This window comes from Curtobacterium sp. MCLR17_059 (assembly GCF_003234665.1).
GTDB lineage: Bacteria > Actinomycetota > Actinomycetes > Actinomycetales > Microbacteriaceae > Curtobacterium > Curtobacterium flaccumfaciens.
Genome location: NZ_QKSU01000004.1, coordinates 80266 through 105862, shown reverse-complemented (window position 1 = coordinate 105862; position 25597 = coordinate 80266). Strand labels below are relative to the sequence as shown.

The following is a 25597-nucleotide window of genomic DNA, read 5'->3' as shown; positions in this document are numbered from 1 at the left end:
CATGACCGACCAGACCGCACTCCAGTACACGGCCGACCACGAGTGGCTGCTCGTCGAGGGCGACACCGTCACCGTCGGCATCACCGACCACGCCGCCGAGCAGCTCGGTGACGTCGTCTACGTCGAGCTCCCCGCCGTCGGCACCGCGACCACCGCCGGCGACCAGATCGGCGAGATCGAGTCGACCAAGAGCGTCGGCGAGCTCTTCGCCCCGATCGAGGGCGAAGTCGTCGAGGTCAACGACGCCGTCGTCGACACCCCCGACACCGTCAACCAGGACCCGTTCGGTGCCGGCTGGCTCGTGAAGATCAAGGTCGACGGCACCTCGTTCCCCGAGGACCTGATGGACCACGACGCGTACCGGGCCTGCATCGCATGACCGCGTTCGAGAACCTCCAGACGTCCTTCGCCGACCGCCACATCGGCACCACCCCGGCCGACCAGCAGGCCATGCTCGACGTCGTCGGACAGCCGTCGCTCGACGCCCTGGTCCGTGCGGCGATCCCGGAGTCCATCCACGTCGGCCCAGTCGCCGACTCGGTGATCCCGGCCGCCGTCGGCGAGACCGAAGCGCTCGCCGAACTCCGCGCGAAGGCCGGCCGCAACACCGTGCGCCGCGCGATGATCGGCCTCGGCTACCACGGCACCCACACGCCCGCGGTGATTCAGCGGAACGTGCTCGAGAACCCGAGCTGGTACACGGCGTACACGCCCTACCAGCCGGAGATCTCGCAGGGCCGCCTCGAAGCACTCATCAACTTCCAGACGATGGTGTCCGACCTGACCGGCATGGCCACCGCCGGCGCCTCGATGCTCGACGAGGGCACCGCCGTGGTCGAGGGCATGCTCCTCGCCCGCCGCGCGTCCAAGGTCAAGGGCGACGCGTTCCTCGTCGACGCCGACCTGCTGCCGCAGACCCGTGCACTGCTCGACCACCGTGCCGACGCCGTGGGCATCACGCTGCGCGCGTTCGACGCTGCCGCCGGCCCGAGCGACGACCAGCTCGACGGCGCGTTCGGCGTCATCCTGCAGTACCCGGGCGCGTCGGGCCGCATCGTCGACCCGTCGTCCGTCATCGAGCGGGTCCACGCCGGTGGCGGCATCGCCGTCGTCGCAGCCGACCTGCTCGCGATGACCCTGCTCGCCAGCCCCGGCGACCTGGGTGCCGACGTGGCCGTCGGGACGAGCCAGCGCTTCGGCGTCCCGCTCGGCTTCGGTGGCCCGCACGCCGGCTACCTCGCGGTGCGCGCCGGCCTCGAGCGCCAGCTGCCCGGTCGCCTGGTCGGGGTGTCCTTCGACGCCGACGGTCAGATGGCTTACCGCCTCAGCCTGCAGACCCGCGAGCAGCACATCCGCCGTGAGAAGGCGACGAGCAACATCTGCACCGCGCAGGTCCTGCTCGCCGTGATGGCCTCGATGTACGCGGTGTACCACGGGCCCGAGGGCCTGCGGTTCATCGCCGGCCGGGTCGCGCGGACCACCGGTGCACTCGCCGCCGTGGCGCGTGACGCCGGGGTCGAGGTCGTGCACGACGCCTTCTTCGACACGCTCACCCTGCGGGCCGTCGGTCGCGCCGAGGCGATCGTCGCGGCAGCGCAGGACGCCGGCTACCTGCTGCACGTCGTGGACGCCGACACGTTCCAGCTGTCCGTCGACGAGACGACCACGCCCGACGACGTCGTGGCGCTGGCGGGCGTGCTCGGGGCGGTGGACGTCACCGTCCCCGCGACCGAGACCGCCGTGCGCGACGCGGCCACGGGCCTCCCGGCCGCCCTGCAGCGCGAGAGCGACTACCTGACGCACCCCGTGTTCAGCGCACACCGCAGCGAGACCCGCATGATGCGGTACCTCAAGCACCTGTCCGACAAGGACTACGCGCTCGACCGCGGCATGATCCCGCTCGGCAGCTGCACGATGAAGCTCAACGCGGCGACCGAGATGGCTGCCGTGACCTGGCCGGAGTTCGCGAACATCCACCCGTTCGCACCGCGCGAGGACGTCGAGGGGTACCTCGACATGATCGGCGACCTCGAGTCGTGGCTCGCCGAGGTCACCGGCTACGACACCGTGTCCCTGCAGCCGAACGCCGGCAGCCAGGGCGAGCTCGCCGGGCTGCTGGCCATCCGTGGGTACCACCAGGCTCGTGGCGACGAGGACCGGACGGTCTGCCTGATCCCGTCGAGCGCGCACGGCACGAACGCCGCGTCCGCGGTGCTCGCCGGCATGAAGGTCGTCGTGGTGGCCTGCGACGAGAACGGCAACGTCGACCTCGAGGACCTCCGGGCCCGTGTCGCCGCCCACGCCGACACCCTCGCGGCGCTGATGATCACGTACCCGTCCACCCACGGCGTCTACGAGCACGACATCCGTGAGATCTGCGACGCCGTGCACGACGCAGGCGGCCAGGTCTACGTCGACGGCGCGAACCTCAACGCGCTGCTCGGCCACGCCCGCTTCGGTGACTTCGGCGGCGACGTGTCGCACCTCAACCTGCACAAGACCTTCTGCATCCCGCACGGCGGTGGCGGCCCCGGCGTGGGACCCGTCGCCGCGAAGGCACACCTGGCACCGTTCCTGCCCGGTCACCCGTTCGCGCAGCAGGCCGACCGGCGCTCCGGCGCGACCGCTGCCGAGGCGGACGACCGCCTGGCCCACGCCGGCGGCCCGGTCAGTGCGGCGCCGTACGGCAGCCCGAGCATCCTGCCCATCACCTGGACCTACGTCCGGATGATGGGGCTCGAGGGCCTCACCCGTGCGACCGAGGCCGCGGTCCTCGGGGCGAACTACATCGCGGCCCGTCTGCGCGACGCGTTCCCGGTGCTGTACACGGGCGACGACGGACTGGTCGCGCACGAGTGCATCCTCGACCTCCGCCCGCTGCGTGACACCACCGGCATCACGGTCGACGACGTCGCGAAGCGCCTGGTCGACTACGGGTTCCATGCCCCGACGATGTCGTTCCCGGTGGCGGGCACGCTCATGGTCGAGCCGACCGAGAGCGAGGACCTCGCCGAGCTCGACCGCTTCGTCGACGCCATGCTCGCGATCCGGGCCGAGGCAGCGGCGGTGGAGCGCGGGGAGTGGCCGGCGGACGACAACCCGCTCGTGCACGCGCCGCACACCGCCTCGTCGGTGATCTCGGGGGAGTGGGCACACGCCTACACCCGCGAGCAGGCCGTCTACCCGTTGCCGGGCATCAGCGGCCGGAAGTACTGGCCGCCGGTGCGTCGCATCGACCAGGCGTACGGGGACCGCAACCTGGTGTGCGCGTGCCCGCCGATCGAGGCGTTCGCCTGATCCCGACCGGCGCCGACACCCCGTCGTCGTCGTGCGCCCCGTGCCCCGTCCGGTCCTCCGGGCGGGGCACGGTCGTGTCCGGTCCTCCGGGCGGGGCACGGTCGTGTCCGGCCGGCGGCACGGTCCCGTCCCGGCTGGTCACGACACCCCGCTCAGTTCCGCCGAGCGGTCACGAACCGTCGTCCGGACCCTCGCCAACCGACAGTTCGTGACCACTCGGCGTGCCACCCACGGCAGGTCCTGACCGCTCGACGCAGCCCCCGAGCCGTACCCCTGAGCGATGCTCGGCCGTCCCCCGACTTGCACAGAAGTGTGACGGAGTGCAATGGATTTCATGCGGATGCAACAAAAACGCACCCTTCACCGGCAGGCGCGCGAATGTTGCATCTTGTCGCAAGGATCGTGCAAGTTGGTTACCGGCGTGTAACCGTTCGCCCCTGGGTTTGGACGCCGCTGTTCACCTTGCCTACGCTGCAAAGGTCAAACGCGCCCGGGCGACACCGCTGTGCCCTGCGCGTCCCATGCACCAGGAGGAACCTTGATCAAGAAGCGCGCCGGGCTTTCCGCCCTCGCCGTGCTCGGGGCCACAGCACTCGCCCTGACCGCCTGCTCCAGCAACAGCTCCGACGGGGGTGGCTCGGGCTCGGCGAACGCGTCCGGGATCGTCACCACGAACGGGAGTGAGCCGCAGAAGCCCCTCATCCCGTCGAACACCACCGAGACCGGTGGCGGCAAGGTCATCGACTCGCTGTTCGAGGGCCTCGTCTCGTACGACGCCGACGGCAAGCCCGTCAACGAGGTCGCGAAGAGCATCGACACCGATGACTCGAAGACCTTCGACATCAAACTGAACACGGGTTACACCTTCACGAACGGCGAGAAGGTCACCGCCGAGTCCTTCACGAAGGCGTGGAACTGGGCGGCCCAGTTCTCGAACAAGCAGAGCGCCTCGTACTTCTTCGAGAACATCGAGGGGTACAACGCCGAGAAGGACTCCGAGCTCACCGGCCTCAAGGTCGTGAACGACGACGAGTTCACCGTGAAGCTGAAGTCGGCACAGTCCGACTTCCCGCTCTCGCTCGGCTACTCGGCCTTCGTGCCGCTGCCGTCGGCGTTCTACGACGACACCAAGGCGTTCGGTGAGAACCCGATCGGCAATGGTCCGTACAAGCTCGACGGCAAGAAGGCCTGGACCCACAACCAGTCCATCAAGCTCGTCGCCAACAAGGACTACGAGGGCAAGCGCAAGCCGAAGAACGGTGGTCTGACGATCACGTTCTACACCTCGCAGGACACCGCCTACGCGGATGCTCAGGGCGGCAACCTCGATGTCCTCGACGCCGTGCCGGACGCCAACTTCCAGACGTACAAGTCCGACTTCCCGGACTCGAACGTCAACCAGCCCGCCGCGATCTTCCAGGGCATCTACCTGCCCTACTACCTGGACCACTGGAAGGGTGAAGAGGGCAAGCTCCGTCGCGAGGCCGTCTCGATGGCGATCAACCGCAAGGAGATCACCGACAAGATCTTCGACGGCACCCGCACCCCGGCCAAGGACTTCACCTCGCCGGTGATCGCCGGTTGGAACGACGACCTCGAGGGCTCTGACGTCCTGGAGTACGACAAGTCCGAGGCCAAGAAGCTCTGGGCCGAGGCCGACAAGATCTCGAAGTACGACGACACCCTCACCATCACGTACAACGCCGATGGTGGCCACCAGGCATGGGTGACCGCGGTCACGAACTCGATCTCGAGCACGCTCGGCATCAAGGCCGAAGGCAACGCGATCCCGACGTTCCAGGAGGCCCTCGACCTCCAGACGAACGACAAGCTCACGGGCGGCAGCCGCACCGGTTGGCAGGCCGACTACCCCTCGCTGTACAACTTCCTCGGCCCGACCATGGGCAAGGGCTCGTCGAGCAACTACGCGCGCTACGACTCGGCCGAGTACAACGAGCTGCTCGCGAAGGGCCGTTCGGCAGCCACTGTCGAAGAGGGCAACAAGATCTTCGACCAGGCTCAGGAACTCCTGTTCGAGGACCTGCCCGAGATCCCGCTCTGGTACTCCAACGTGACCGGTGTCTGGAACGCGGACAAGGTGTCGAACGTCAAGTTCGGCTGGAACTCGGTGCCGCTGTACTACGACGTCGAGGTCAAGAACTGACCCTGGTCTCGTAGAGACCACCACGCGAGCAGGTATCCTGCCTCGCGACCACCGGACGGGGGTTCGGGGGCCACATGGCCCCCGAACCCCCGTACCGCGGCGGTAAGACCTTCCCCCACACCGCGGGCGCCCTCCCGCACCGGACTTCCGTGCCGACCCTCGGACCGTCCACCCCTCACCACAATGAACCTGATCGACATCGCTCCGGACCGGGCAGTGATCTGATGCTCTGGTACCTCGGCAAGCGCCTCCTGCAACTCATCCCCGTGTTCTTCGGGGCCACGTTCCTCATCTACTTCATGGTCTTCTCGCTGCCCGGCGACCCGATCGCCGCGCTGTTCGGCGACCGCCAGCCGACACCGCAGGTGATCGAGCAGCTGCGACAGCAGTACAACCTCGACAAGCCGTTCATCGTGCAGTACCTGCTCTGGATCGGCGGCGTGTTCCGCGGCGACCTCGGCGTGACGTACTCGGGTCTGCCGGTCAGCTCGCAGCTCGCCTCGGCGTTCCCGATCACCGCCCGTCTGGCGATCCTGGCGCTGCTGTTCGAATCGGTCGCCGGCATCGTCGTCGGTGTCATCGCTGGTCTGCGCAAGGGCAAGCTGTTCGACGCCACCGCACTCGTCGTGTCGCTGCTGCTCATCTCGGTCCCGACCTTCGTCGTCGGGTTCCTGCTGCAGTACGTCTTCGGCATCAACCTCGGACTGTTCCGGGTGACGGTGTCCGGCGAAGCGCCGTGGGACGAACTCGTGTTGCCCGCGATCGTGCTCGCCTCGGTGTCGTTTGCGTACATCGTGCGTCTGACGCGCGCGAGCGTCGCCGAGAACATGAGTGCTGACTTCGTCCGCACCGCGACGGCCAAGGGCCTGCCCCGTCGTCGTGTCGTCGGCGTGCACATCTTCCGCAACTCACTCATCCCCGTGGTGACGTACCTGGGTGTCGACATCGGCAACCTGATGGTCGGCGCCGTGGTGACCGAGGGCATCTTCAACATCCACGGTGTGGGTGGCACGGTGTTCCAGGCCGTCAAGCTCGGCGAAGGTCCGACCGTCGTGTCGTTCGTCGCCGTGATGGTCATCATCTTCATGCTCGCCAACCTCCTGGTCGACCTGCTCTACGCCGTCCTGGACCCGAGGATCCGCTATGCCAAGTAACGCCGCATCCCGCTCGGCGACGCACTACGTCGCTCCGATCGAGGAGACCCCGCTCCAAGCGGTCGACCAGGTCGACGAGAACGAGAAGACCCGGTCCACCTGGACCGATGCCTGGGACTCCATGCGTGTCCGCCCGATGTTCTGGGTGTCCGCCGTGCTCATCCTGCTCATCATCGTCGTGGCGTTGTTCCCTGGCCTCTTCACGCACATCGACCCGAGGAAGGCGATCCTCGCCAAGAGCAACGAAGGCTCGGAAGCAGGCCACATCTTCGGGTACAACCGCCAGGGCTACGACGTGTACTCACGTGTCATCTGGGGTGCACGGAACTCGCTGATCGTCGGCATCGTCGCCACGGTGCTGGTCACGATCGTCGGTGTCATCATCGGCGCTCTCGCCGGCTTCTACGGCGGATGGCTCGACACGATCGTGTCCCGCATCGCGGACATCTTCTTCTCCATCCCCACCGTGCTCGGCGCAATCGTGATCATGTCGGTCATCCCGGCGCGGAACGCGATCACAGTGGCGTTGGTCCTCGCCGCGTTCGCCTGGCCGCAGATCGCTCGCATCATGCGTGGTGCCGTGCTCAGCGCGAAGCAGTCCGACTATGTGATGGCCTCGGCCGCGCTCGGCGTGAGCCGCTTCAAGACGCTGGTCCGTCACGTGATCCCGAACTCCGTAGCCCCGGTCATCGTCGTGTCGACGGTGTCGCTCGGCACGTTCATCGTGGCTGAGGCGACCCTGTCGTTCCTCGGCATCGGGCTCCCGGACTCAGCACTCAGCTGGGGCCTCGACATCGGAACCGCACAGGTCTCGATCCGAACGGCACCGTCGACGATCTTCTGGCCGTCGGCAGCCCTGTCCATCACCGTGCTCGCGTTCCTGCTCCTCGGTGACGTGGTGCGCGACGCGCTCGACCCGAAGGCGAGGGCCCGCCGATGAGCGAGACACTGACCCAGACGAACAGCAGCCGCACCGGTGGTTCCGGCGCGCCGCTGCTCGAGATCACCGACCTGCAGGTCGGCTTCAAGACCCAGAGCGGCCTCGTGCAGGCCGTCCGCGGCGTCAACCTCACCCTCGAGCAGGGCGAGCGCCTGGCCATCGTCGGCGAGTCCGGTTCGGGCAAGTCGACGAGCGCCCAGGCGATCATCAAGCTGCTCCCCGGCACCGGTGAGGTCACCGGTGGCTCGATCAAGTTCAACGGGCGCGAGCTCGTCGGGCTGAGCGACAAGGAGATGTCGGAGATCCGCGGGAAGGAGATCGGCTACGTCCCCCAGGACCCGATGTCGAACCTCAACCCGCTGTGGTCGATCGGCTTCCAGGTCGAGGAGGCGATCCGTGCGAACGGCATGGCGACCGGCAAGAAGGCCGTCCGTGACCGTGCCGTCGAGGTCCTGCAGGAGGCCGGCCTCGGCGACGCCTCGACCCGCCTGAAGCAGTACCCGCACGAGTTCTCCGGCGGCATGCGCCAGCGCGTGCTCATCGGCATCGGTCTGTCGAGCCGCCCGCAGCTGCTCATCGCCGACGAGCCGACGAGCGCGCTCGACGTCACCGTCCAGCGCGTCATCCTCGACCACCTCGAGAGCCTGACCCGCGACTTCGGCACCTCAGTGCTGTTCATCACGCACGACCTCGGCCTCGCCGCCGAGCGCGCCGAGAAGCTCGTCGTGATGTACAAGGGCCAGGTCGTCGAGGCCGGTCCCTCGAAGGAGATCCTCGCCAACCCGCAGCACCCGTACACGCAGCGGCTCGTCGCGGCGGCCCCGTCGCTGGCCAGCCGTCGCATCCAGTCGAAGGTGCAGCACGCACGCGTCGACATCGCCGACGCCGGCAACGACGACGCCGAGCTGATCGCCCGGGCCCAGGAGCGCGAACACCGTCCGGCCGAGGACCTCATCGTGGTGAAGAACCTCGAGAAGGTCTACAAGCTGCGCGGCAAGAGCCTCGCCACCCGCGAGCTCAAGGCCGTCGACGACGTGTCGTTCTCGATCCAGAAGGGCACCACCACGGCGCTCGTCGGCGAGTCCGGTTCGGGCAAGTCGACCGTCGCGAAGCTCGTCCTGCAGCTCGAGAGCATCACGAGCGGCACAGTGCAGTTCGACGGCATCGACATCGGCGCGCTGAAGGGCAAGGACCTCTTCGACTTCCGCCGTCGCGTGCAGCCGGTGTTCCAGGACCCGTACGGCTCCCTGGACCCGATGTACAACGTCGGGAACACGATCGCCGAGCCGCTCGCCACGCACAAGGTGGGCGACAAGGCATCGCGTCGCGCCCGGGTGCTCGAGCTGCTCGACCAGGTCGCGCTGCCGAAGTCGATGGTGAACCGCTACCCGAACGAGCTGTCCGGTGGCCAGCGACAGCGCATCGCCGTCGCTCGCGCGCTGGCGCTCAAGCCGGAGGTCATCGTCCTCGACGAGGCCGTCTCCGCGCTCGACGTGCTCGTGCAGGGGCAGATCCTCGACCTGCTCACCGAGCTGCAGACCGAGCTCGGCCTGACGTACCTGTTCATCACGCACGACCTCGCGGTCGTCCGCCTCGTCGCGGACAACGTGTGCGTCATGCGCCGTGGGCAGATCGTCGAGAAGGCGACGACCGACGAGGTCTTCGCCGCCCCGAAGGAGCAGTACACGAAGGACCTCCTGGCCGCCATCCCCGGCGCCGGGTTCGAGTTCGGACGCTGATCCACCTGGACACGAACGAGGCCGGACGCCCCGTCGTCCTCCGCGCTGGTCGCGGGGGCGCGGTGGCGTCCGGCCTCGTCGCCGTCCTGGGCCTGTTCCTGCTCGGCGATGCGGCGTTCCGGGGGAGCTGGGACGTCGTCCTCCGCGCCGCCGGCCCGATCGCCGTGCTCGTCTGGGCGCTCTGGGTCCTGACCTACCGCCCGTGCATCGTCATCGACGAGCGCGCGGTCACCGTGGTCAACCCGCTCCGCCGCACCGTGGTGCCGTGGCAGGCCGTCGCCGACGTCCGGCTCCGCTGGCAGATCGTGATCGAGACGGTCGCCGGCCGGAAGGTCCAGTGCTGGGGCGGGCCGTCGCTGCCGCGGCCGAAGCCGGCCCGGCGCGGTGAGCGGGCCGTCCTGCGACAGCCCGACGAGATGACGGTGCTGCTCGACCGCTGGTCCGAGCACCGCGACGGCACCGGCGCCGGCGACGCCGTGCGCGGCTGGGACGTGCCGGCCCTGGCGGTCGGCGCAGCGGCGCTGGCGCTGCTCGCCGCCTCGCTGCTCAGCCTGTGGCTCGGAGCCTGACGCGGCTCGCGATCGCGACCACACGACGGACGGGAGGCCCGGTACCAGCTGGTACCGGGCCTCCCGTCCGTCCGTTGGTCACGTCCACGGCGTGACCGGCGTCGTCAGACGACCGCACCGACCCGCTCGGTGAGCAGGTGCTCCTGGTCGGTCTGGATGCAGGCGACACCGCGGCCGTGCACGGGCTCGAGACCCGGGTCGATCGTGCGGCACTGCTCCTGCCGGCCCTCGTCGAGGAGCAGGTAGAGCGGGCAGCGCGTGCGGAACCGGCAGCCGTCGATGCGCTCCGTGGGGGAGGGCAGGTCACCGTCGAGCAGGATGCGCCCGCGGGCGGCCTCGGCCATCGGGTCCGGCACCGGCACGGCCGACAGCAGGGCACGGGTGTACGGGTGCTGCGGGTCCGAGAAGACCGCGTCGCCGTCGCCGTACTCGACGATGCGGCCGAGGTACATGACCGCGACGTCGTCGGCGATGTGCCGGACGACGGACAGGTCGTGCGCCACGAACAGGTAGGACAGCCCGAGGCGGTGCTTGAGGTCCTCGAGCAGGTTGATCACACCGGCCTGCACCGAGACGTCGAGCGCGGAGACCGGCTCGTCGAGCACCAGGATCTTCGGCTCGACGATGAGCGCACGGGCGATGCCGATGCGCTGCCGCTGGCCGCCGGAGAACTCGTGCGGGTACCGGTCGATGTAGCTCGGCTCGAGCCCGACCAGCTCGAGGACCTCGCGCACCCGCCGGCGGATCTCGTCCTTCGCGACGCCGTGCACGGTGAGGGGTTCACCGATCACCGAGCCGATGTCGAGGCGCGGGTCGATCGACGCCATCGGGTCCTGGAACACGACCTGGATGTCGCGGCGCAGTGCCAGACGGTCCTTCTTGGACAGCGAGGCGGTGTCGACGCCGTTCACCCGGATGGTGCCGTGCTGGGCCCCGGCGAGCTCGAGGATCTCCATGATGGTGGTCGTCTTGCCGCAGCCGGACTCGCCGACCAGACCGAGCACCTGGCCGCGCTTGAGCGTCAGGGAGATGCCGTCCACCGCGTGCACCTCGCCGATCTGCCGGCGGAAGAGCGCGCCCTTGGTGAGCGGGAACGTCTTGACGACGTCCTGTAGCTCGAGCACGACCTCGTCGCCGTGGTCGACCGCTGCCTCGGGGACGTCCTCGGGGCGGGGGAAGATCTCCGAGCGCTCGAGGGTGCCCGCGGCGATCTCGTCGCGACGGATGCACGCGGCGGTGTGGTCGTCGAGCAGGGTGCCGTTGCCGATCGTCTGGACGGCACCGGTCAGGACCGGGTTGTCGGCGCTCTGCGGCACCGTCGGTGCGACGAGGGCGGGTTCGCCGTCGCGGCACGCGTCGATGACGGCGGGGCAGCGGTCGGCGAACGGGCAGCCGGTCGGCTTCTGCGTGAGCAGGGGCGGGCGGCCGTCGAGCGGGACGAGCCGCTCGGTGCGGGCGGACGTCATGTTCGGCATCGAGCGGAGCAGCCCGATCGTGTAGGGCATCACCGGTTCACGGAACAGGGGGAGCACCGGCGCTGTCTCGACGATCCGGCCGGCGTACATCACGGCGACGCGGTCGGCGTTGCCGGCGACGACGCCGAGGTCGTGCGTGATGAGCACGACGGCCGCACCGGTCATGTCCTTGGCGGTCTGCAGCACGTCGAGGATCTGCGCCTGGATCGTCACGTCGAGCGCCGTGGTGGGCTCGTCCGCGATGATCAGCTTCGGGTCGTTCGCGATGGCGATGGCGATCATCGCGCGCTGGCGCATGCCGCCGGAGAACTCGTGCGGGAACGCGTCCAGTCGTCGCGCCGGGTTCGGGATGCCGACGATGCGCAGGAGTTCCTCGGCGCGGGTGCGTGCGGCGTGCTGGGTGAGGGAGCGGTCGTGCAGGCGCAGGCCCTCGATGATCTGCTGGCCGATCGTGTACACCGGCGTCAGAGCGGACAGCGGGTCCTGGAACACCATCGCGATGTCGCGGCCGCGCAGCGCCGACATCTCGCGGTCGTTCCGGCCGACGAGCTCCTGGCCGTCGAACCGGATGCTGCCCTGCACCTGGGCGGACGACGGCAGCAGACCCATCACGGCCATCGAGGACACCGACTTGCCGGAACCCGACTCGCCCACGATGCCGAGGAACTCACCGGGGGCCACCGAGTAGTCGACACCCCGGACCGCGTAGACGGGCTTGGTCTTCGGGTTGAACGTGACCGACAGGTCGGACACGGTGAGCAGCGGCTCAGTCACGGTTGGCTCCGGAGGTGGGGTCGATGGCGTCGCGCAGGGCGTCGCCGAGCAGGCTGGTCGAGAGCACGGTCGCGACGAGCGTCGCGGCGGGCAGGACGAACAGCCACGGGCGGGTGACGGCGGACTGGCTGCCGGCGGCGAGCAGGGTGCCGAGCGACACGTCGGGGATCTGGATGCCGAAGCCGAAGAAGCTCAGCGAGCTCTCCGCCAGGATCGCGGCGCCGACGCCGAGCGTGGCGTCGATGATGAGCAGCGACGCCACGTTCGGCAGGATGTGCCGACGGATGATCGTGAACGCCGGGACGCCCATGAACCGGGCGGCCTTGACGTAGTCGCGTTCGCGGAGCGACATCGTCTGACCGCGGATCACCCGGGCCATCACCATCCAGCTGAACACCGCGAGGCCGACGATGAGGGCAACCCACGTCAGGTTCTTGAACACCGGGCTGAGCAGCACGAGCGCGTAGAACGACGGGATCACGAGCAGCAGGTCGATGACCCACACGAGCAGCCGGTCGGTGAGGCCGCCGAAGTACCCGGCGATCGCGCCGACGATGCCGGCGATCAGGGTCGCTGCCGGTCCGGCGATCAGGCCGATGAGCAGCGACTTCTGCAGGCCGACCAGGGTCTGCGCGTAGATGTCCTGGCCGATGTCGTTCGTGCCGAACCAGTGCGCAGCGCTCGGCGGCATGCCGAACGCCAGCCCGTCGGAGTCGACGGCGTTCCAGTGGTACAGGTACGGGCCGAGGAACGCCCAGAGGATGATGAGGAGCAGGGCGCTGCCACCGATGCGTGCGCGCCAGGTGCCGAACACCTTGCGCCAGAGCGGGGTGCGGCCGCCCTTCACCTCGATGACGTGCGCCGGCGTCCCGGCGTTGCCGTCGCCGGGGTCACCGGCGGTGGTCGTGGTCGTGGGGTCGAGAACAGACACGGGTCACACCCTCACTCGCGGGTCGAGCGCGGCGTACAGCAGGTCCGCGAGGGTCCCTGCGATGAGCACGAGGATCGCCGTGAAGAGGATCGTGCCCGACGCCGCGTTGATGTCGTTGTTGCTGATGCTCTGGACGAAGTACTCGCCCATGCCGTGCCAGCTGAAGACCAGCTCGGTGATGCTCGCGCCGGTCAGGATGAGTCCGAACGAGTACGCGAAGAAGGTCGACATCGGGATGAGGGCGACCCGCACACCGTGGCGCATGATCGCCGACCCGCGGGTGCGGCCCTTTGACCGTGCGGTGCGGATGAAGTCGTTCGACAGCACGTCGAGCATCGCCGAGCGCTGGTAGCGCGAGTAGGTGGCGACGGCGCCGATGGTCAGCGAGATCGTCGGTAACAACAGGTGCACGAGCCGGTCGCCGAGCACCGGGAAGAACCCGGTCACCCCCGGCGTGTACTCGCCGGTGAACCGGATCACCTGCGTCCCGACGCCCTGGTTGAGCGTGGTCGCGAGGATCATCAGCACGACCGCGATGACGAAGGTCGGGGTGGCGAGCACCGCGAACGACAGGTACGTCGACACCTGGTCGGAGGTGCGGTACTGCCGGACAGCGTTCCAGACGCCGAGGAGCACCCCGAGGATCGCGCCGAGGAGTGTGCCGATCACGAGCAGCCGCAGGCTGGTGCCGGAGCGGGCGATGATGTCGGCCGTCACCTCGGTGCCGCGGGTGCTCATGCCGAGTGAGCCGTGCGTCACCAGACCGACCCACCAGTCCCAGGTGCGGACGAGGAGCGGGGTGTCCGGATCGGCGCCGAGCTTGCGGAGCGACGCCTGGATGGTGCCCGGCGGCACGGCCGGGTTGCGCCCCAGGAACCGGGCGGCCGGGTTGAGCGTCGTGCTGGCGAGGATGTACCCGAGCGTGGTCGCCACGATCGTCAGGACGATGTAGTTGACGATCCGCTTTGCGATGAAGGCGAGCATGTGGTTCGTGACCTCTGGGTGCGGCCGTCCGACCGGACGGCGTTGTCGGTGGCGACAGGCTAGCCGTTCGAGCGACTGGGTGGGACAACGGAAGTGACGCTATGCAACATTCGTTACGAGCGTGTTTCGATTCATCGCACAGACCCTTGTGCCGCCTTCGGATGTGGCTAGGGTTCTCAACCAACAGGCGCGACGGCGGGGGCCGCCGCGGTCCAGCGCGATCTGCGCGAACCACAACGAAAGGGAATCCTCGCCATGCGAAAGAGGATCAAGGGCATCGCCGTCCTGGCCACCGCTGCGGCTGCTGCCGTCGTGCTGGCCGGCTGCTCCGGCGGCGGAGAAGCGGGCGGCGACAACTCCGCGGTCGCCGAGTCGTCGCTGAAGTCGACCGGCTGGACCGTCGCGGACCGCGCCGACGTCAAGGACGGCGGGTCGATCACCCTGCCGATCGACACGGCTCCGGCGAACTGGCAGCTGGCCAACCTGGACTCGGGGACCGTCGACGACACGACGATCTCGCAGACCTACCTGCCGGGCTTCATCCAGTTCAAGGAGAACGGCGAGTGGGAGGCGAACAAGGACTACGCGACGTCCGTCGAGCTGACCAAGGACTCGCCCCAGACCGTCGAGATCAAGATCAACCCGAAGGCCGTGTGGTCGGACGGCACCCCGATCAGCGCGAAGGACGTCATCGCGAACTGGAAGGCGCTGAACGGCACGAACAAGGCGTTCGCGCCCCTCGCCACCAACGTGTGGGAGGACGTGGACTCGGTCAAGCAGGGCTCCGACGAGCGTGACGTCATCATGACGTTCTCGAAGACCAACGCCGACTGGGCGAGCGTCCTCACCGCGATCTACCCGTACTGGGCCGTCGACACCCCGGACCACTTCAACAAGGCCTGGGCCAAGGCGCCGTACGCCGCCGACGGCAAGACCTACGTCTCCGGTGGTCCGTACATCCTGAAGTCCTTCGACACCAACGGTGGCGTCGTGACCTTCGAGAAGAACTCCAAGTGGTGGGGTGACCCGGGCAAGCTCGACACGATCGTCTTCAAGACGGTCTCGCGTGACGGCGTCGCCCAGGCGTACGGCAACAAGGAGCTCGACGCCTTCAACCTGAACGGCAGCGCCGACAACCTCAAGACGGCGAACTCGCGGTCCGACTCGAAGATCGAGCGCTCGCTCGGCACCACGCAGCGTCAGATCACGCTGAACGGCACCTCGGACGTCTTCAAGGACCAGGACGTGCGCCAGGCGTTCGCACAGGCCATCAACCGCAAGGTCGTGGCCCAGGCGATCCTGTCGCCGGTGAAGAGCCCGGGCGACGTGCTCAACAACCTCGTCTACCTGCCCGGACAGCAGGGCTACGAGGACGACGCGTCGAGCGTCTACGGCTACAGCACCGACAAGGCGAAGTCGAAGCTCGAGGACGCCGGCTGGAAGATCGGCTCGGACGGCTACGCAACCAAGGGCGGCAAGGAACTCGACGTCCGCTTCGTGATCCCGTCGGACAACCCGAACTCGGCGAACGTCGCGCAGCTCGTGCAGCAGCAGACCAAGCTCGCCGGCTTCAAGGTGACCATCGACACCGTGCCCACCGATGACTTCTTCACGAAGTACATCACCACGACGACCCGTGACTTCGACGCCACGTACTTCGCGTGGCAGGGCACCCCGTTCCCGATCTCGTCGCTGAAGTCGATCTACTACCCCGCCGACGCCGGCCAGAACTACACCGGCGTGACGGACGACTCGCTCGGTGCCGCGTGGGACAAGGCGAACGGCGAGCTCGACCCGGATGCCCGCATCAAGGACGCGCAGGCCATCGACAAGAAGATCGTCGCGGTCGCCGGCACCATCCCGCTGTTCGCCGAGCCGTACGCCTGGGGTGTGCGCAAGGACCTGGTGAACTACGGTCCGGCGCAGTTCCAGCAGTCCTCGGTCAAGTGGCAGGACGTCGGCTACACGAAGTAGTCGGCACCGCGTTCACGAACAACACCGTTCACGAACGACACCGTTCACGAACGACACCCTCGACGTCGCACGACGTCGGGGGTGTCGTTCCTTGCCGGGCCTGTCGGCTGCTCAACTGCCAGGACCTTCATTTGACGCGTGATGTTGTGTCCTGCAACCCTTGCCGAGGGCGGTAGGGGCTATCGCCCTTCGCGAGACAAGGGGCAAATTCATGCGAAAGAGGAAGATGATGATGGGCGTCGCAGCGATGACGCTCGCGTTCTTGGGGTTCACCGCCACGTCGGCGAGCGCTGCCGAGGTCGTCATCGTGCACATCGGCGGGAGCACGGTCGTCGGTGGGTCGAACACCTTCAAGGACGACAGCGGCAAGACCAACGTTTACCGGACCACTGCAACCTTCAGTGAGGTGAAGTCGACCAGCGCACGGTTGGTGAGCTTCCGTGTGTGCTTCAGCCGCACCGGTGGCGGGCAGGCGACGCTGTCGCCGTACACGCGGAACTCGACTGGGGCCAGCGGAACGTTCTGGGATTCGGGCGTCTACAAGGTGATCACTTCTGGCACTTGCTACACGTACAAGCCCAACAAGGTTTACAAGAAGGGATCCAACGGTGAGATCGTTCGGGTCGTGAACCGCATCACGCCGAACCGCGAGGAGACCGTCGGCTTCTACCGCTGAGCACAGCTGTGGACGGAAAGTCCCAACGACACCCCCGACGTCGCACGACGTCGGGGGTGTCGTTCTGCGTCGGGCTGCCGGCCGACCGGACCGGCCGCGACGACTGCGCGACCGCTAGAACCGTGCCGCCGCGAGCGACGCCGCGACCCCGAGGACGACCATCGCCAGGATCGTCCAGCCGTGGGTGCGGTGCGTGATCGGCGCAGCCGTCACGGTCGACGGGGGCGGGCCGTCCTGCTCGGCCGGGGCGGGCACGTGGGCCAGCATCTGCGCGGCCGCAGCGTCGACGTCCAGGCGATCCGGGCCTCCCGGCCGGTCACCGGTGTGCGCGGCGAGACGCGCCGTCGGGCGGGTCGCGATCCAGACGCGGCGGACGCCCTCGCTGGTGACCACCTCGATGCCGTACTTCGTGCGCACCTCGCTGATGCGGGACCAGGTGTAGGTGCTGGTCCGCCGGACGTCCACGATGCGCAGGTGCTCCGGCGTCAGCTCGATCCGGGGACGCCACAGCGCTGCCCAGGCGACGAACGCGACGGCGATGCTCGGGATCGGCACGAGCCAGGGGGCGCCGCCGCCGAGCAGCGCCAGCGGGACGAGCGCGACGGCCACGACCCAGAGGACGACGGCGAGGGCGCGCAGGCCGGGGGCGACGATGGTGGAGGGCACCGGACGAGGGTACGAGATGCCTCCCCGGAGACGCCCGGGGAGCGGGTGTGACACACCGGCGCGTATCTCCGGACGACCCGATTCCCCGGGGAGGCAGATCCTGGACGGACCCTCGTGCCGTCAATGGTCGTCGCCCCCAGTTGGGGTGTCAATACCCCATCGCGACGCATTCAGGGGAATCCCACGCCGAGGACTACGAAACGAGTAGTTCGATCTGTTCGCGGATGGTCTCGGCCTTCGGGAACCGCAGGCCGACCAGACCGATGTGCCGCCACCGGACCACGCCGTCGGGGCCGATCACGAAGACCGACCGACGCAGGCCGATGCCCGGGGCCTGCACCCCGTAGGCGCGGATCACCGAGCCCGCGGTGTCGCTGAGCAGCGGGAACGCGAGCGAGGATCCGCGGGCGAACCCCTCGTGCGAGTCGAGTGCCTGCGGGCTGATGCCCCACACCGTCGCGCCGAGGTCGGTGAACTCGTCGAGTTCGGCCTGGTAGCTGCAGAGCTGGGCCGTGCAGACCGCGGTCGCGTCGCCCGGGTAGAAGGCCAGCACGACGGTCCGGCCGATCTCGGCGGACAGGTCGTACTCGTCGTCGGAGCGGACGCCGCCGCGCACGACCATCCCCGGCAGGGTGAACGACGGGGCGGACTCGCCGATCGCGGGGATGCTCATGCGTCTCACGGTAGGGCGGCCCGGCGGTGGTTGCCCCTCGGCGCGCTGTGCGGGGGCTGTGGATGCGCCCGCGACGCGCTGAACGGCCAGCGGAGCGTCGACGCGCCGCCGCCTACGAGAACAACTGCGGGAACGCGTGCGCCACCCAGGGGTACCCGACGAAGACCACCGCGTCGAGCAGGGCGTGCGTGATGACGAGCGGCAGGAGCCGGCCCCACCTCGTGTAGATCCAGCCGAACACGACGCCCATCACCGCGTTGCCGATGAACGCCCCGAACCCCTGGTACAGGTGGTAGCTGCCGCGCAGCAGAGCGGTCGACAGGATCATCTGCCAGCGGCCCCACCCGAGGTCGCCGAGACGGGCGTAGAGGTACCCGATCACGATCACCTCTTCCTGCAGGCCCGAGCGGATCGCGGACAGCAGCAGGACCGGGACCGTCCACCAGTACGAGTTCAGCGCGGCGGGGTCGACCGCGACCGTGATGCCGAGCGCCCGCCCCGCGAAGTACAGCGCGAGCCCCGGGATCCCGATGCACAGGGCGATGAGCGCCGGGCCGCCCAGGTCCGGCTTCGCCCGGAACCGGTCGATCCCGAGCCGGCCCAGGTGGGGTCGCGACGTGCTCCACAGCAGGTAGCAGACGAGCGCCACCGGGGCCAGGTCCACCGCGATGCCGAGGAGCTGCCGGGCGAGGTCGACGTACTGCACCGTCGTCGACGAGGTGTTCAGCGCCGTCGACTGCTCGCCGAGCGGGGTCGTCTGGGACAGGTCGTCGATGATCTGCAGGATCGAGTAGAGGGCGCTGGCACCGAGCGAGAGCAGCAGGACGATGGTGATCTCGACCCACGTTCGCCGACGGCTCATGCGCTGTACTCCTGTCGCTTGCGAACTACCGGTAGACTGGCGTGTCGGGCGTTCTGCCCACGGGTGCGGTGCTGTGAAAACACTGGCCCGACACTCTCCCAGAAATTGAAGGATGTCCTGTATGGCGCTCGCCACCCGGTCCGACCTGCGCAACGTCGCCATCGTGGCACACGTCGACCACGGCAAGACCACCCTCGTCGACGCGATGCTCACGCAGACCAACTCGTTCGACGCCCACTTCGAGGGCGAAGACCGCATGATGGACTCGAACGACCTCGAGCGCGAGAAGGGCATCACGATCCTCGCGAAGAACACGTCGGTGCTCTACAACGGCAAGCACGCGACCGAGTTCGGCGCGGACGGCCCCATCACCATCAACGTGATCGACACGCCCGGCCACGCCGACTTCGGTGGTGAGGTCGAGCGCGGCCTCTCCATGGTCGACGGTGTCGTGCTGCTCGTCGACGCCTCCGAAGGTCCCCTGCCCCAGACCCGCTTCGTGCTGCGCAAGGCGCTCGCCGCGAAGCTCCCGGTGATCCTGCTCGTCAACAAGACGGACCGGCCCGACTCCCGCATCGACGAGGTCGTCTCCGAGTCCCAGGACCTGCTCCTCGGCCTCGCCTCCGACCTGTCGGACGAGGTCGACGACCTCGACCTCGACGCGATCCTCGACGTCCCGGTGGTCTACGCCTCGGGTCGCAACGGCGCCGCGTCGCGCAACAAGCCGAACGACGGCGAGCTGCCCGACAACGACGACCTCGAGCCGCTGTTCGAAGCGATCCTCCAGCACGTCCCGGCCCCGAAGTACGACGACGAGCACCCGCTGCAGGCGCACGTCACGAACCTCGACGCCTCCCCGTTCCTCGGTCGCCTGGCGCTCCTGCGCATCTTCCACGGCACCATGAAGAAGGGCCAGACGGTCGCGTGGGTCAAGCACGACGGCACCGTCGTCAACGCCCGCATCACCGAGCTCCTCATCACGAAGGCGCTCGACCGCTACCCGGCCGAGTCGGCGGGCCCCGGTGACATCGTCGCCGTCGCCGGCTTCGACACGATCACCATCGGCGAGACCCTGACCGACCCCGAGGACGTCCGCCCGCTGCCGACCATCACGGTCGACGACCCGGCGATCTCGATGACGATCGGCACGAACACCAGCCCGCTCGTCGGCAAGGTCAAGGGCCACAAGCTGACCGCCCGCATGGTCAAGGAGCGCCTCGACCGCGAGCTCGTCGGCAACGTCTCGCTCAAGGTCCTCGACATCGGCCGCCCCGACGCGTGGGAGGTCCAGGGTCGTGGTGAGCTCGCACTCGCCATCCTGGTCGAGCAGATGCGTCGCGAGGGCTTCGAGCTCACCGTCGGCAAGCCGCAGGTGGTCACGAAGCGTGACGAGAACGGCAAGCTGCAGGAGCCGTACGAGCACATGACGATCGACACGCCGGAGGAGTACCTCGGCGCGATCACGCAGCTCATGGCCGCTCGCAAGGGCCGCATGGAGAACATGACGAACCACGGCACCGGCTGGGTGCGCATGGAGTTCATCGTCCCGTCGCGCGGCCTGATCGGCTTCCGCACGTCCTTCCTCACGGAGACCCGCGGCACCGGCATCGCCAACGCGATCTTCCACGGCTACGACGAGTGGGCCGGCGCGATCCAGACCCGCATCAACGGCTCGATCGTCTCCGACCGCTCCGGTGTGGTGACGCCGTTCGCCATCACGAACCTCCAGGAGCGGATGTCGTTCTTCGTCAACCCGACCGAAGAGGTCTACGAGGGCATGGTCATCGGCGAGAACTCGCGCGCCGACGACATGGACGTGAACATCACCAAGGAGAAGAAGCTCACCAACATGCGGTCGGCCAACGCCGACACGTTCGAGTCGATGACGCCGTCGCGTCAGCTCTCGTTGGAGGAGTGCCTCGAGTTCGCCCGTGAGGATGAGTGCGTCGAGGTCACCCCCGCCGCCGTGCGCATCCGCAAGGTCGAGCTGGACGCGTCGGCTCGCCAGCGCTCCTACGCGCGTCTCAAGCGCCAGGACGCGTAAGCACCAGCACGAGCAACACGCGCGGAGGCCCGTCCTCCGTCCGACGGCCCGGTCACCTGCCACAGGTGGCCGGGCCGTTCGCGGTTGTACCGTGGTCAGCGTGACTCTCGACCTGCTCTCGATCTACCAGGACCTGCACGCCCACCCGGAGCTCGGCTTCCAGGAGCACCGCACCGCCGGTGTCATCACTGCGAAGCTCGCCGAAATCGGTGGGATCGAGGTGACGACGGGCGTCGGTGGCACGGGCGTCGTCGGTGTCGTGTCGAACGGCGAGGGCCCCGTGGTCTGGCTCCGCGCCGACATGGACGGCCTGCCCGTGCAGGAACGCACCGGCCTGTCCTACGCCAGCGAGCACGTCGGCACCGACGACGAGGGCCGCGAGGTCCCGACCATGCACGCCTGCGGCCACGACATCCACGTCACGTGGCTGCTCGGCACGCTGGAGCGCCTGGTCGCCACCACGGGGGACTGGCGCGGCACGGTCGTCGCCGTCTTCCAGCCTGCTGAGGAGGTCATCTCCGGCGCCCGGGCGATGGTCGAGGACGGCCTGGTCGAGCGGTTCCCGAAGCCGGACGTCGTGCTCGGGCAGCACTCCGCACCCGCACCGGTCGGCATCGTCGCGGTGGGCACCGGCCCCGTGATGGCGTCGAGCGACCGGCTGACGGTGACCTTCAACGGTCGTGGGGCGCACGGTTCGGCACCGCAGGCCTCGCTCGACCCGGTCGTCACCGCGGCCTCGGCCGTCGTGCGGCTGCAGACCGTCGTCGCCCGTGAGGTCTCGCCGAGCGACGCGGGGGTCGTCACCGTCGGCAGCTTCCACGCCGGCACGCGGGCGAACATCATCCCCGACGAGGCCGTCATCGAGATCTCGACCCGGGCCCGCAACGAGGAGACCCGCCAGCGCATCATCGCCTCGATCGAGCGCATCGTCCGGTCCGAGAGCACGGCCGGTGGCCTGTCCGAGCCGACGATCGTGCGCGCACCGGGCGCCGAGGTCACCGTGAACGACGCCGAGGCCGCCGCCACCGTGCTCGAGGCCATCCGCGCCGAGGTGCCGGGAGCCCGCGACCTGGAGATCGGGCTCGCCATGGCGTCGGAGGACGTCGGCCAGCTCGCCACCGCCGCCGGAGCGCCGCTCGTGTACTGGTTCACGGGCATCACCGACCCGGAGCGCTTCCGCCGCGGCGAGGAGATCCCGAGCAACCACTCGCCGTTCTACGCGCCGCAGGCCGAGACCGCGATCCCGGTCGGCGTCGACGCCCTGGTCGCGGCGACGCGCGCCTACGTCGCCTGACACGTTCTTCGGGAAGGAGGCCCGGGGCGGCCCCGCCGCACGTGACCGCCCCGGGGACGGCACGTTCACAGCCAACTCGCGCCGGGCCTCCCGGCTCGTCCGTTACGGTCGCGCCATGCGTTCCCTCCGTACCCCGCTGATCGCCGCCGTCGCTGCCGGCATCGCCCTGGCCGGACTCACCGGCTGCTCGACCCAGGCCGTGCAGCAGGCCACCGACCTCGGGTCCTCCGTCGCGTCGAACGTCGCCGACGGGGTCGCGGGGATCGACGGCAAGGCGATCCAGGACGGCATGTCCTCGGTCGCCGGTGGCATCGACGGGGCGCTCGACACGGCGCTCAAGGGCGCGGACGTGACCTCCGACGGCAAGGTGCCGGACGGGTTCCCGTCGGCCGACGTCCCGCTCGTCGACGGCACCGTGCTCGGCGGGGGAGCCGGCCCGAACGGCTCCGGGTGGGTCGCGCAGGTCCGGGCGGCCTCGGTCGACGACTTCCAGGCCGCCGTGCAGCAGCTCACCGACGCCGGGTACACCGAGTCGGCCAAGCGTGCGGACTCGTCGAGCGCGTTCGGCATGTTCCGGAGCGACGCCTACCGCGTCGTCCTGACCTTCTCGGAGACCAAGGACAGCGGCGGCGTCACGGCGACCTACATCGTCACGCCCCGCTAGTCCCGTACCCTTGGGGACGATGTCGAAGGCCCCCGCCACGCGCCCCGAGCGCGTCCTGATCGTGCACGCCCACCCCGACGACGAGACGCTCTCGTCGGGCGGGACCATCGCGACCCTGCTCGAGCGCGGCGCCGAGGTGACCGTGCTCACCGCGACCCGGGGCGAGCGCGGTGAGATGCTCACGGAGCAGTTGGCCCCGCTGGCCGGCGACCCCGCGCGGGTGGCACGGCACCGGGAGACCGAGATCGCCGCTGCCCTCGCCGCCCTCGGCGGTCCGCAGCACCTGTGGCTCGGCGGGCGCGGTGCCCGGCCGACCGACCTGCCGGAGCGTCGCTACGTCGACTCGGGCATGCAGTGGGGCCCGGACGGGCGGGCCACCGCCGCGGACGACGCCCCGGCCGACTCGCTGACCGCGGCGGACCTGGGCGAGGTCGTCGACGACGTCCGCGCCGCGATCCGCTCCACCGGTGCCGACGCCGTGATCAGCTACGCCGACGACGGCGGCTACGGGCATCCCGACCACGTGCGGATGCACCACGCGGCGCAGTACGCGGCCCGTGCCGAAGAGGTCCCGTTCTCGATGATCGTCGACCCCGCCAACGGCCAGGCCGACGTCACGGTCGACGTCCTGCCGGTCCGGGCCAAGGTGCGTGCGGCGGTCGAGCAGTACCGCTCCCAGGTCGACGTCGACCCCGTGGACCCCGCCGACCCAGCGGCCCTGTCGTGGGTGATGCCGCACGGCGTCCGGCAGCACGCCCCGGCGGTCGAGGCGTTCCGGCACGACGCGGCCCCGCAGCCGGCGGCCCCGCAGACCTACGCCGAGATGTCCGGCCAGGGCAAGGCCGCGGCGGTCGTCGTCTCGCTGCTGCTCGGGCTGCTCGCCGGCGGGCTCGGGACGGTCACGCACCAGCAGACGCTCGGCGCGTTCCCGGTCGGACTCGTCATCACCACCCTCATCGTGCTCGGCCTGACCGTGGGCGTGCGGCTCGTCTACCGCTCGCGGACGATGGTCGCCGCGATCGGCATCGGGATCCTCGTCGCGACGCAGGTGCTCGTGTCGGTCGGCGGGGAGAGCTCGCCGCTCGTCCTCGCCAACGCGGCCGGGTACGTCTGGACCTTCGCCCCCGCGGTCATCGCCGCCCTGGTCCTCGCGTGGCCGGACCTGTCGGGGCTGCGGTCCCGGACGGCCCCGGGCCGCGAGTAGACTCGAACCCGCTCGTCGAAGGGAGCACCCGAACCGTGACCTACGTGATCGCCCAGCCCTGTGTCGACGTCAAGGACCGTGCCTGCATCGACGAATGCCCGGTCGACTGCATCTACGAGGGTGACCGCTCGCTCTACATCCACCCCGACGAGTGCGTCGACTGCGGTGCGTGTGAGCCGGTCTGCCCCGTCGAGGCCATCTACTACGAGGACGACCTGCCCGACCAGTGGGCCGACTACTACAAGGCCAACGTCGAGTTCTTCGACGAGGTCGGATCGCCCGGCGGCGCTGCGAAGGTCGGCGTGATCCACAAGGACCACCCCGTCGTCGCGGCCGAGCCCGTCCGCGGCTGACCGGACACGTCGTGGCGCTCGACCTCCCCGACTTCCCCTGGGACCAGCTCGTCCCGTTCAAGCAGCGCGCCGCGGCGTACGAGGGCGGCATCGTCGACCTCAGCGTCGGGTCGCCCGTCGACCCCACGCCCGAGGTCGTCCGCACCGCCCTGGCCACCGCGACCGACGCGCACGCCTACCCGCAGGTCGCCGGCACCCCGGCGCTGCGACAGGCCATCGCCGACTGGTACGGCCGCCGGCACGGCGTCGCCCTGACCGAGGCGAACGCGCTGCCGACGATCGGCTCGAAGGAGTTCATCGCGGGCCTCGCGCTCTGGCTCGGCATCGGCCCCGGTGACACCGTGGTGTTCCCGGCCGCCGCGTACCCGACGTACGAGCTCGGCGCCGCACTGGTCCGCGCCGAGGCCCTCGCGTCGGACGACCCGGCGGCGTGGCCGTCCAGCACGAAGCTCGTGTGGCTGAACTCCCCGGGCAACCCCGACGGCCGCGTGCTGACCATCGACGAGCTCCGTGCCGCCGTGGTGCGCGCCCGCGAGCTCGGAGCCGTCATCGTCGGCGATGAGTGCTACGCCGAGCTCGGGTGGGACCCGGAGTACGCCACCACCCCGACGCCCACCATCCTCGACCCCCGGGTCGTCGGTGACTCGCTCGACGGCGTGCTCAGCGTGTACTCGTTGTCGAAGCAGTCGAACCTCGCCGGCTACCGTGCGGCCTTCGTCGCCGGTGACGCCGCGATCCTGGCCGACGTCCTGGCCGTCCGGAAGCACGCGGGGCTCATGCCGCCGCTGCCCGTGCAGCAGGCCATGGTCGTCGCGCTCCAGGACGAGACCCACGTGCAGCAGCAGAAGGCCCGCTACCGGGCGCGCCGGAACATGCTCCGGCGAGCACTCGAGGATGCCGGGTTCCGGATCGACCACAGCGAGGCCGGGCTCTACCTCTGGGCCACCCGCGGCGAACCCGCACTCGACACCGTGGCCTGGCTCGCCGACCGCGGGATCCTCGTCGCACCGGGCACGTTCTACGGCGCAGCGGGGGGAGAGCACGTCCGCGTGGCCCTGACGGCGACCGACGAACGCATCGCCGCAGCGTCGCAGCGACTGGCGAGCAGCCGTCGCCTCGGCACCGCGTAGCACGGACACGAGTCGTTCCGGTGGTGCCCG

21 protein-coding genes are annotated in these 25597 nt (G+C 69.3%); 15 read left to right on the top strand and 6 right to left on the bottom strand.

The window, feature by feature from the left end; genetic code table 11:
• Position 1: 1 nt before the first annotated feature.
• The 7 genes from gcvH (at position 2) to DEJ12_RS07690 (ending at position 9863) form a co-directional block, all read left to right on the top strand.
• Positions 2 to 379: a glycine cleavage system protein GcvH gene (gene gcvH / locus DEJ12_RS07720; RefSeq protein WP_111029563.1), complete on the top strand. Its 378-nt coding sequence runs from the start codon at positions 2 to 4 to the stop codon at positions 377 to 379.
• Complete coding sequence (gene gcvP, locus DEJ12_RS07715; protein ID WP_111029562.1) at positions 376 to 3297, top strand: aminomethyl-transferring glycine dehydrogenase; 2922 nt, start codon at positions 376 to 378, stop codon at positions 3295 to 3297. Before gcvH ends, gcvP begins: the two co-directional genes overlap by 4 nt.
• 538 nt (positions 3298 to 3835) lie before the next feature.
• Positions 3836 to 5461, top strand: a complete 1626-nt coding sequence (locus DEJ12_RS07710) for an ABC transporter substrate-binding protein (RefSeq protein WP_111022606.1) — start codon at positions 3836 to 3838, stop codon at positions 5459 to 5461.
• A 224-nt stretch (positions 5462 to 5685) separates the two neighbouring features.
• The gene (locus DEJ12_RS07705) at positions 5686 to 6615 is read left to right on the top strand and encodes an ABC transporter permease (RefSeq protein WP_111022607.1); all 930 of its coding nucleotides are present in this window, start codon (positions 5686 to 5688) and stop codon (positions 6613 to 6615) included.
• Positions 6605 to 7555 carry an ABC transporter permease gene (locus tag DEJ12_RS07700; RefSeq protein ID WP_111022608.1) on the top strand — a complete coding sequence of 317 codons (951 nt, stop codon included), beginning with the start codon at positions 6605 to 6607 and terminating at the stop codon, positions 7553 to 7555. The genes DEJ12_RS07705 and DEJ12_RS07700 overlap by 11 nt, the downstream gene beginning before the upstream one ends.
• Positions 7552 to 9294, top strand: coding sequence for an ABC transporter ATP-binding protein (locus tag DEJ12_RS07695; RefSeq protein WP_071404173.1), 1743 nt, complete (start codon positions 7552 to 7554; stop codon positions 9292 to 9294). The genes DEJ12_RS07700 and DEJ12_RS07695 overlap by 4 nt, the downstream gene beginning before the upstream one ends.
• 62 nt (positions 9295 to 9356) lie before the next feature.
• Positions 9357 to 9863: a PH domain-containing protein gene (locus DEJ12_RS07690; RefSeq protein ID WP_071404172.1), complete on the top strand. Its 507-nt coding sequence runs from the start codon at positions 9357 to 9359 to the stop codon at positions 9861 to 9863.
• A 104-nt stretch (positions 9864 to 9967) separates the two neighbouring features.
• Here the strand turns inward: DEJ12_RS07690 and DEJ12_RS07685 are convergent, their stop codons facing one another.
• Genes DEJ12_RS07685 through DEJ12_RS07675 form a run of 3 tightly spaced genes read right to left on the bottom strand, consistent with a single transcriptional unit; the run spans position 9968 to position 14027 of the window.
• Positions 9968 to 12112, bottom strand: coding sequence for a dipeptide ABC transporter ATP-binding protein (locus tag DEJ12_RS07685; RefSeq protein WP_111029561.1), 2145 nt, complete (start codon positions 12110 to 12112; stop codon positions 9968 to 9970).
• Positions 12105 to 13043: an ABC transporter permease gene (locus DEJ12_RS07680; RefSeq protein ID WP_071404170.1), complete on the bottom strand. Its 939-nt coding sequence runs from the start codon at positions 13041 to 13043 to the stop codon at positions 12105 to 12107. Before DEJ12_RS07680 ends, DEJ12_RS07685 begins: the two co-directional genes overlap by 8 nt.
• A 3-nt stretch (positions 13044 to 13046) precedes the next feature.
• A complete protein-coding gene (locus DEJ12_RS07675; RefSeq protein WP_110864437.1) occupies positions 13047 to 14027 on the bottom strand; it encodes an ABC transporter permease in 981 nt (326 codons plus the stop codon).
• A gap of 255 nt (positions 14028 to 14282) precedes the next feature.
• Here DEJ12_RS07675 and DEJ12_RS07670 point away from each other — a divergent pair, with 255 nt between their 5' ends.
• Complete coding sequence (locus tag DEJ12_RS07670; protein WP_111029560.1) at positions 14283 to 16001, top strand: ABC transporter family substrate-binding protein; 1719 nt, start codon at positions 14283 to 14285, stop codon at positions 15999 to 16001.
• 211 nt (positions 16002 to 16212) lie between these two features.
• The gene (locus DEJ12_RS07665; RefSeq protein ID WP_146245552.1) at positions 16213 to 16677 is read left to right on the top strand and encodes a hypothetical protein; all 465 of its coding nucleotides are present in this window, start codon (positions 16213 to 16215) and stop codon (positions 16675 to 16677) included.
• 114 nt (positions 16678 to 16791) lie between these two features.
• Here DEJ12_RS07665 and DEJ12_RS07660 read toward each other — a convergent pair whose 3' ends face one another.
• The 3 genes from DEJ12_RS07660 to DEJ12_RS07650 form a co-directional block, all read right to left on the bottom strand.
• Positions 16792 to 17343 (bottom strand): PH domain-containing protein, encoded by a 552-nt coding sequence (locus DEJ12_RS07660; RefSeq protein ID WP_111029558.1) that lies wholly within the window; start codon positions 17341 to 17343, stop codon positions 16792 to 16794.
• Between the two features lie 193 nt (positions 17344 to 17536).
• A complete protein-coding gene (locus DEJ12_RS07655; protein ID WP_111029557.1) occupies positions 17537 to 18016 on the bottom strand; it encodes a peroxiredoxin in 480 nt (159 codons plus the stop codon).
• A gap of 112 nt (positions 18017 to 18128) precedes the next feature.
• Positions 18129 to 18878, bottom strand: a complete 750-nt coding sequence (locus DEJ12_RS07650; RefSeq protein WP_035807570.1) for a CPBP family intramembrane glutamic endopeptidase — start codon at positions 18876 to 18878, stop codon at positions 18129 to 18131.
• Between the two features lie 121 nt (positions 18879 to 18999).
• Here DEJ12_RS07650 and typA point away from each other — a divergent pair, with 121 nt between their 5' ends.
• The 6 genes from typA to dapC all read left to right on the top strand — a co-directional run bounded on the left by typA (position 19000) and on the right by dapC (position 25567).
• Positions 19000 to 20922, top strand: a complete 1923-nt coding sequence (typA, locus tag DEJ12_RS07645) for a translational GTPase TypA (RefSeq protein WP_027464562.1) — start codon at positions 19000 to 19002, stop codon at positions 20920 to 20922.
• A gap of 100 nt (positions 20923 to 21022) precedes the next feature.
• Positions 21023 to 22216 carry an amidohydrolase gene (locus tag DEJ12_RS07640; RefSeq protein WP_220034787.1) on the top strand — a complete coding sequence of 398 codons (1194 nt, stop codon included), beginning with the start codon at positions 21023 to 21025 and terminating at the stop codon, positions 22214 to 22216.
• Between the two features lie 115 nt (positions 22217 to 22331).
• Positions 22332 to 22880 (top strand): hypothetical protein, encoded by a 549-nt coding sequence (locus DEJ12_RS07635; RefSeq protein WP_071404165.1) that lies wholly within the window; start codon positions 22332 to 22334, stop codon positions 22878 to 22880.
• A 19-nt stretch (positions 22881 to 22899) separates the two neighbouring features.
• A complete protein-coding gene (locus DEJ12_RS07630; protein WP_111029555.1) occupies positions 22900 to 24084 on the top strand; it encodes a PIG-L family deacetylase in 1185 nt (394 codons plus the stop codon).
• Positions 24085 to 24119: 35 nt separating this feature from the next.
• Entirely contained in the window at positions 24120 to 24437 is a 318-nt protein-coding gene (fdxA, locus tag DEJ12_RS07625; RefSeq protein WP_017887060.1) for a ferredoxin, read from the top strand.
• A gap of 11 nt (positions 24438 to 24448) precedes the next feature.
• Positions 24449 to 25567 carry a succinyldiaminopimelate transaminase gene (gene dapC / locus DEJ12_RS07620; RefSeq protein WP_111235445.1) on the top strand — a complete coding sequence of 373 codons (1119 nt, stop codon included), beginning with the start codon at positions 24449 to 24451 and terminating at the stop codon, positions 25565 to 25567.
• The last annotated feature ends 30 nt before the right edge of the window (positions 25568 to 25597 follow it).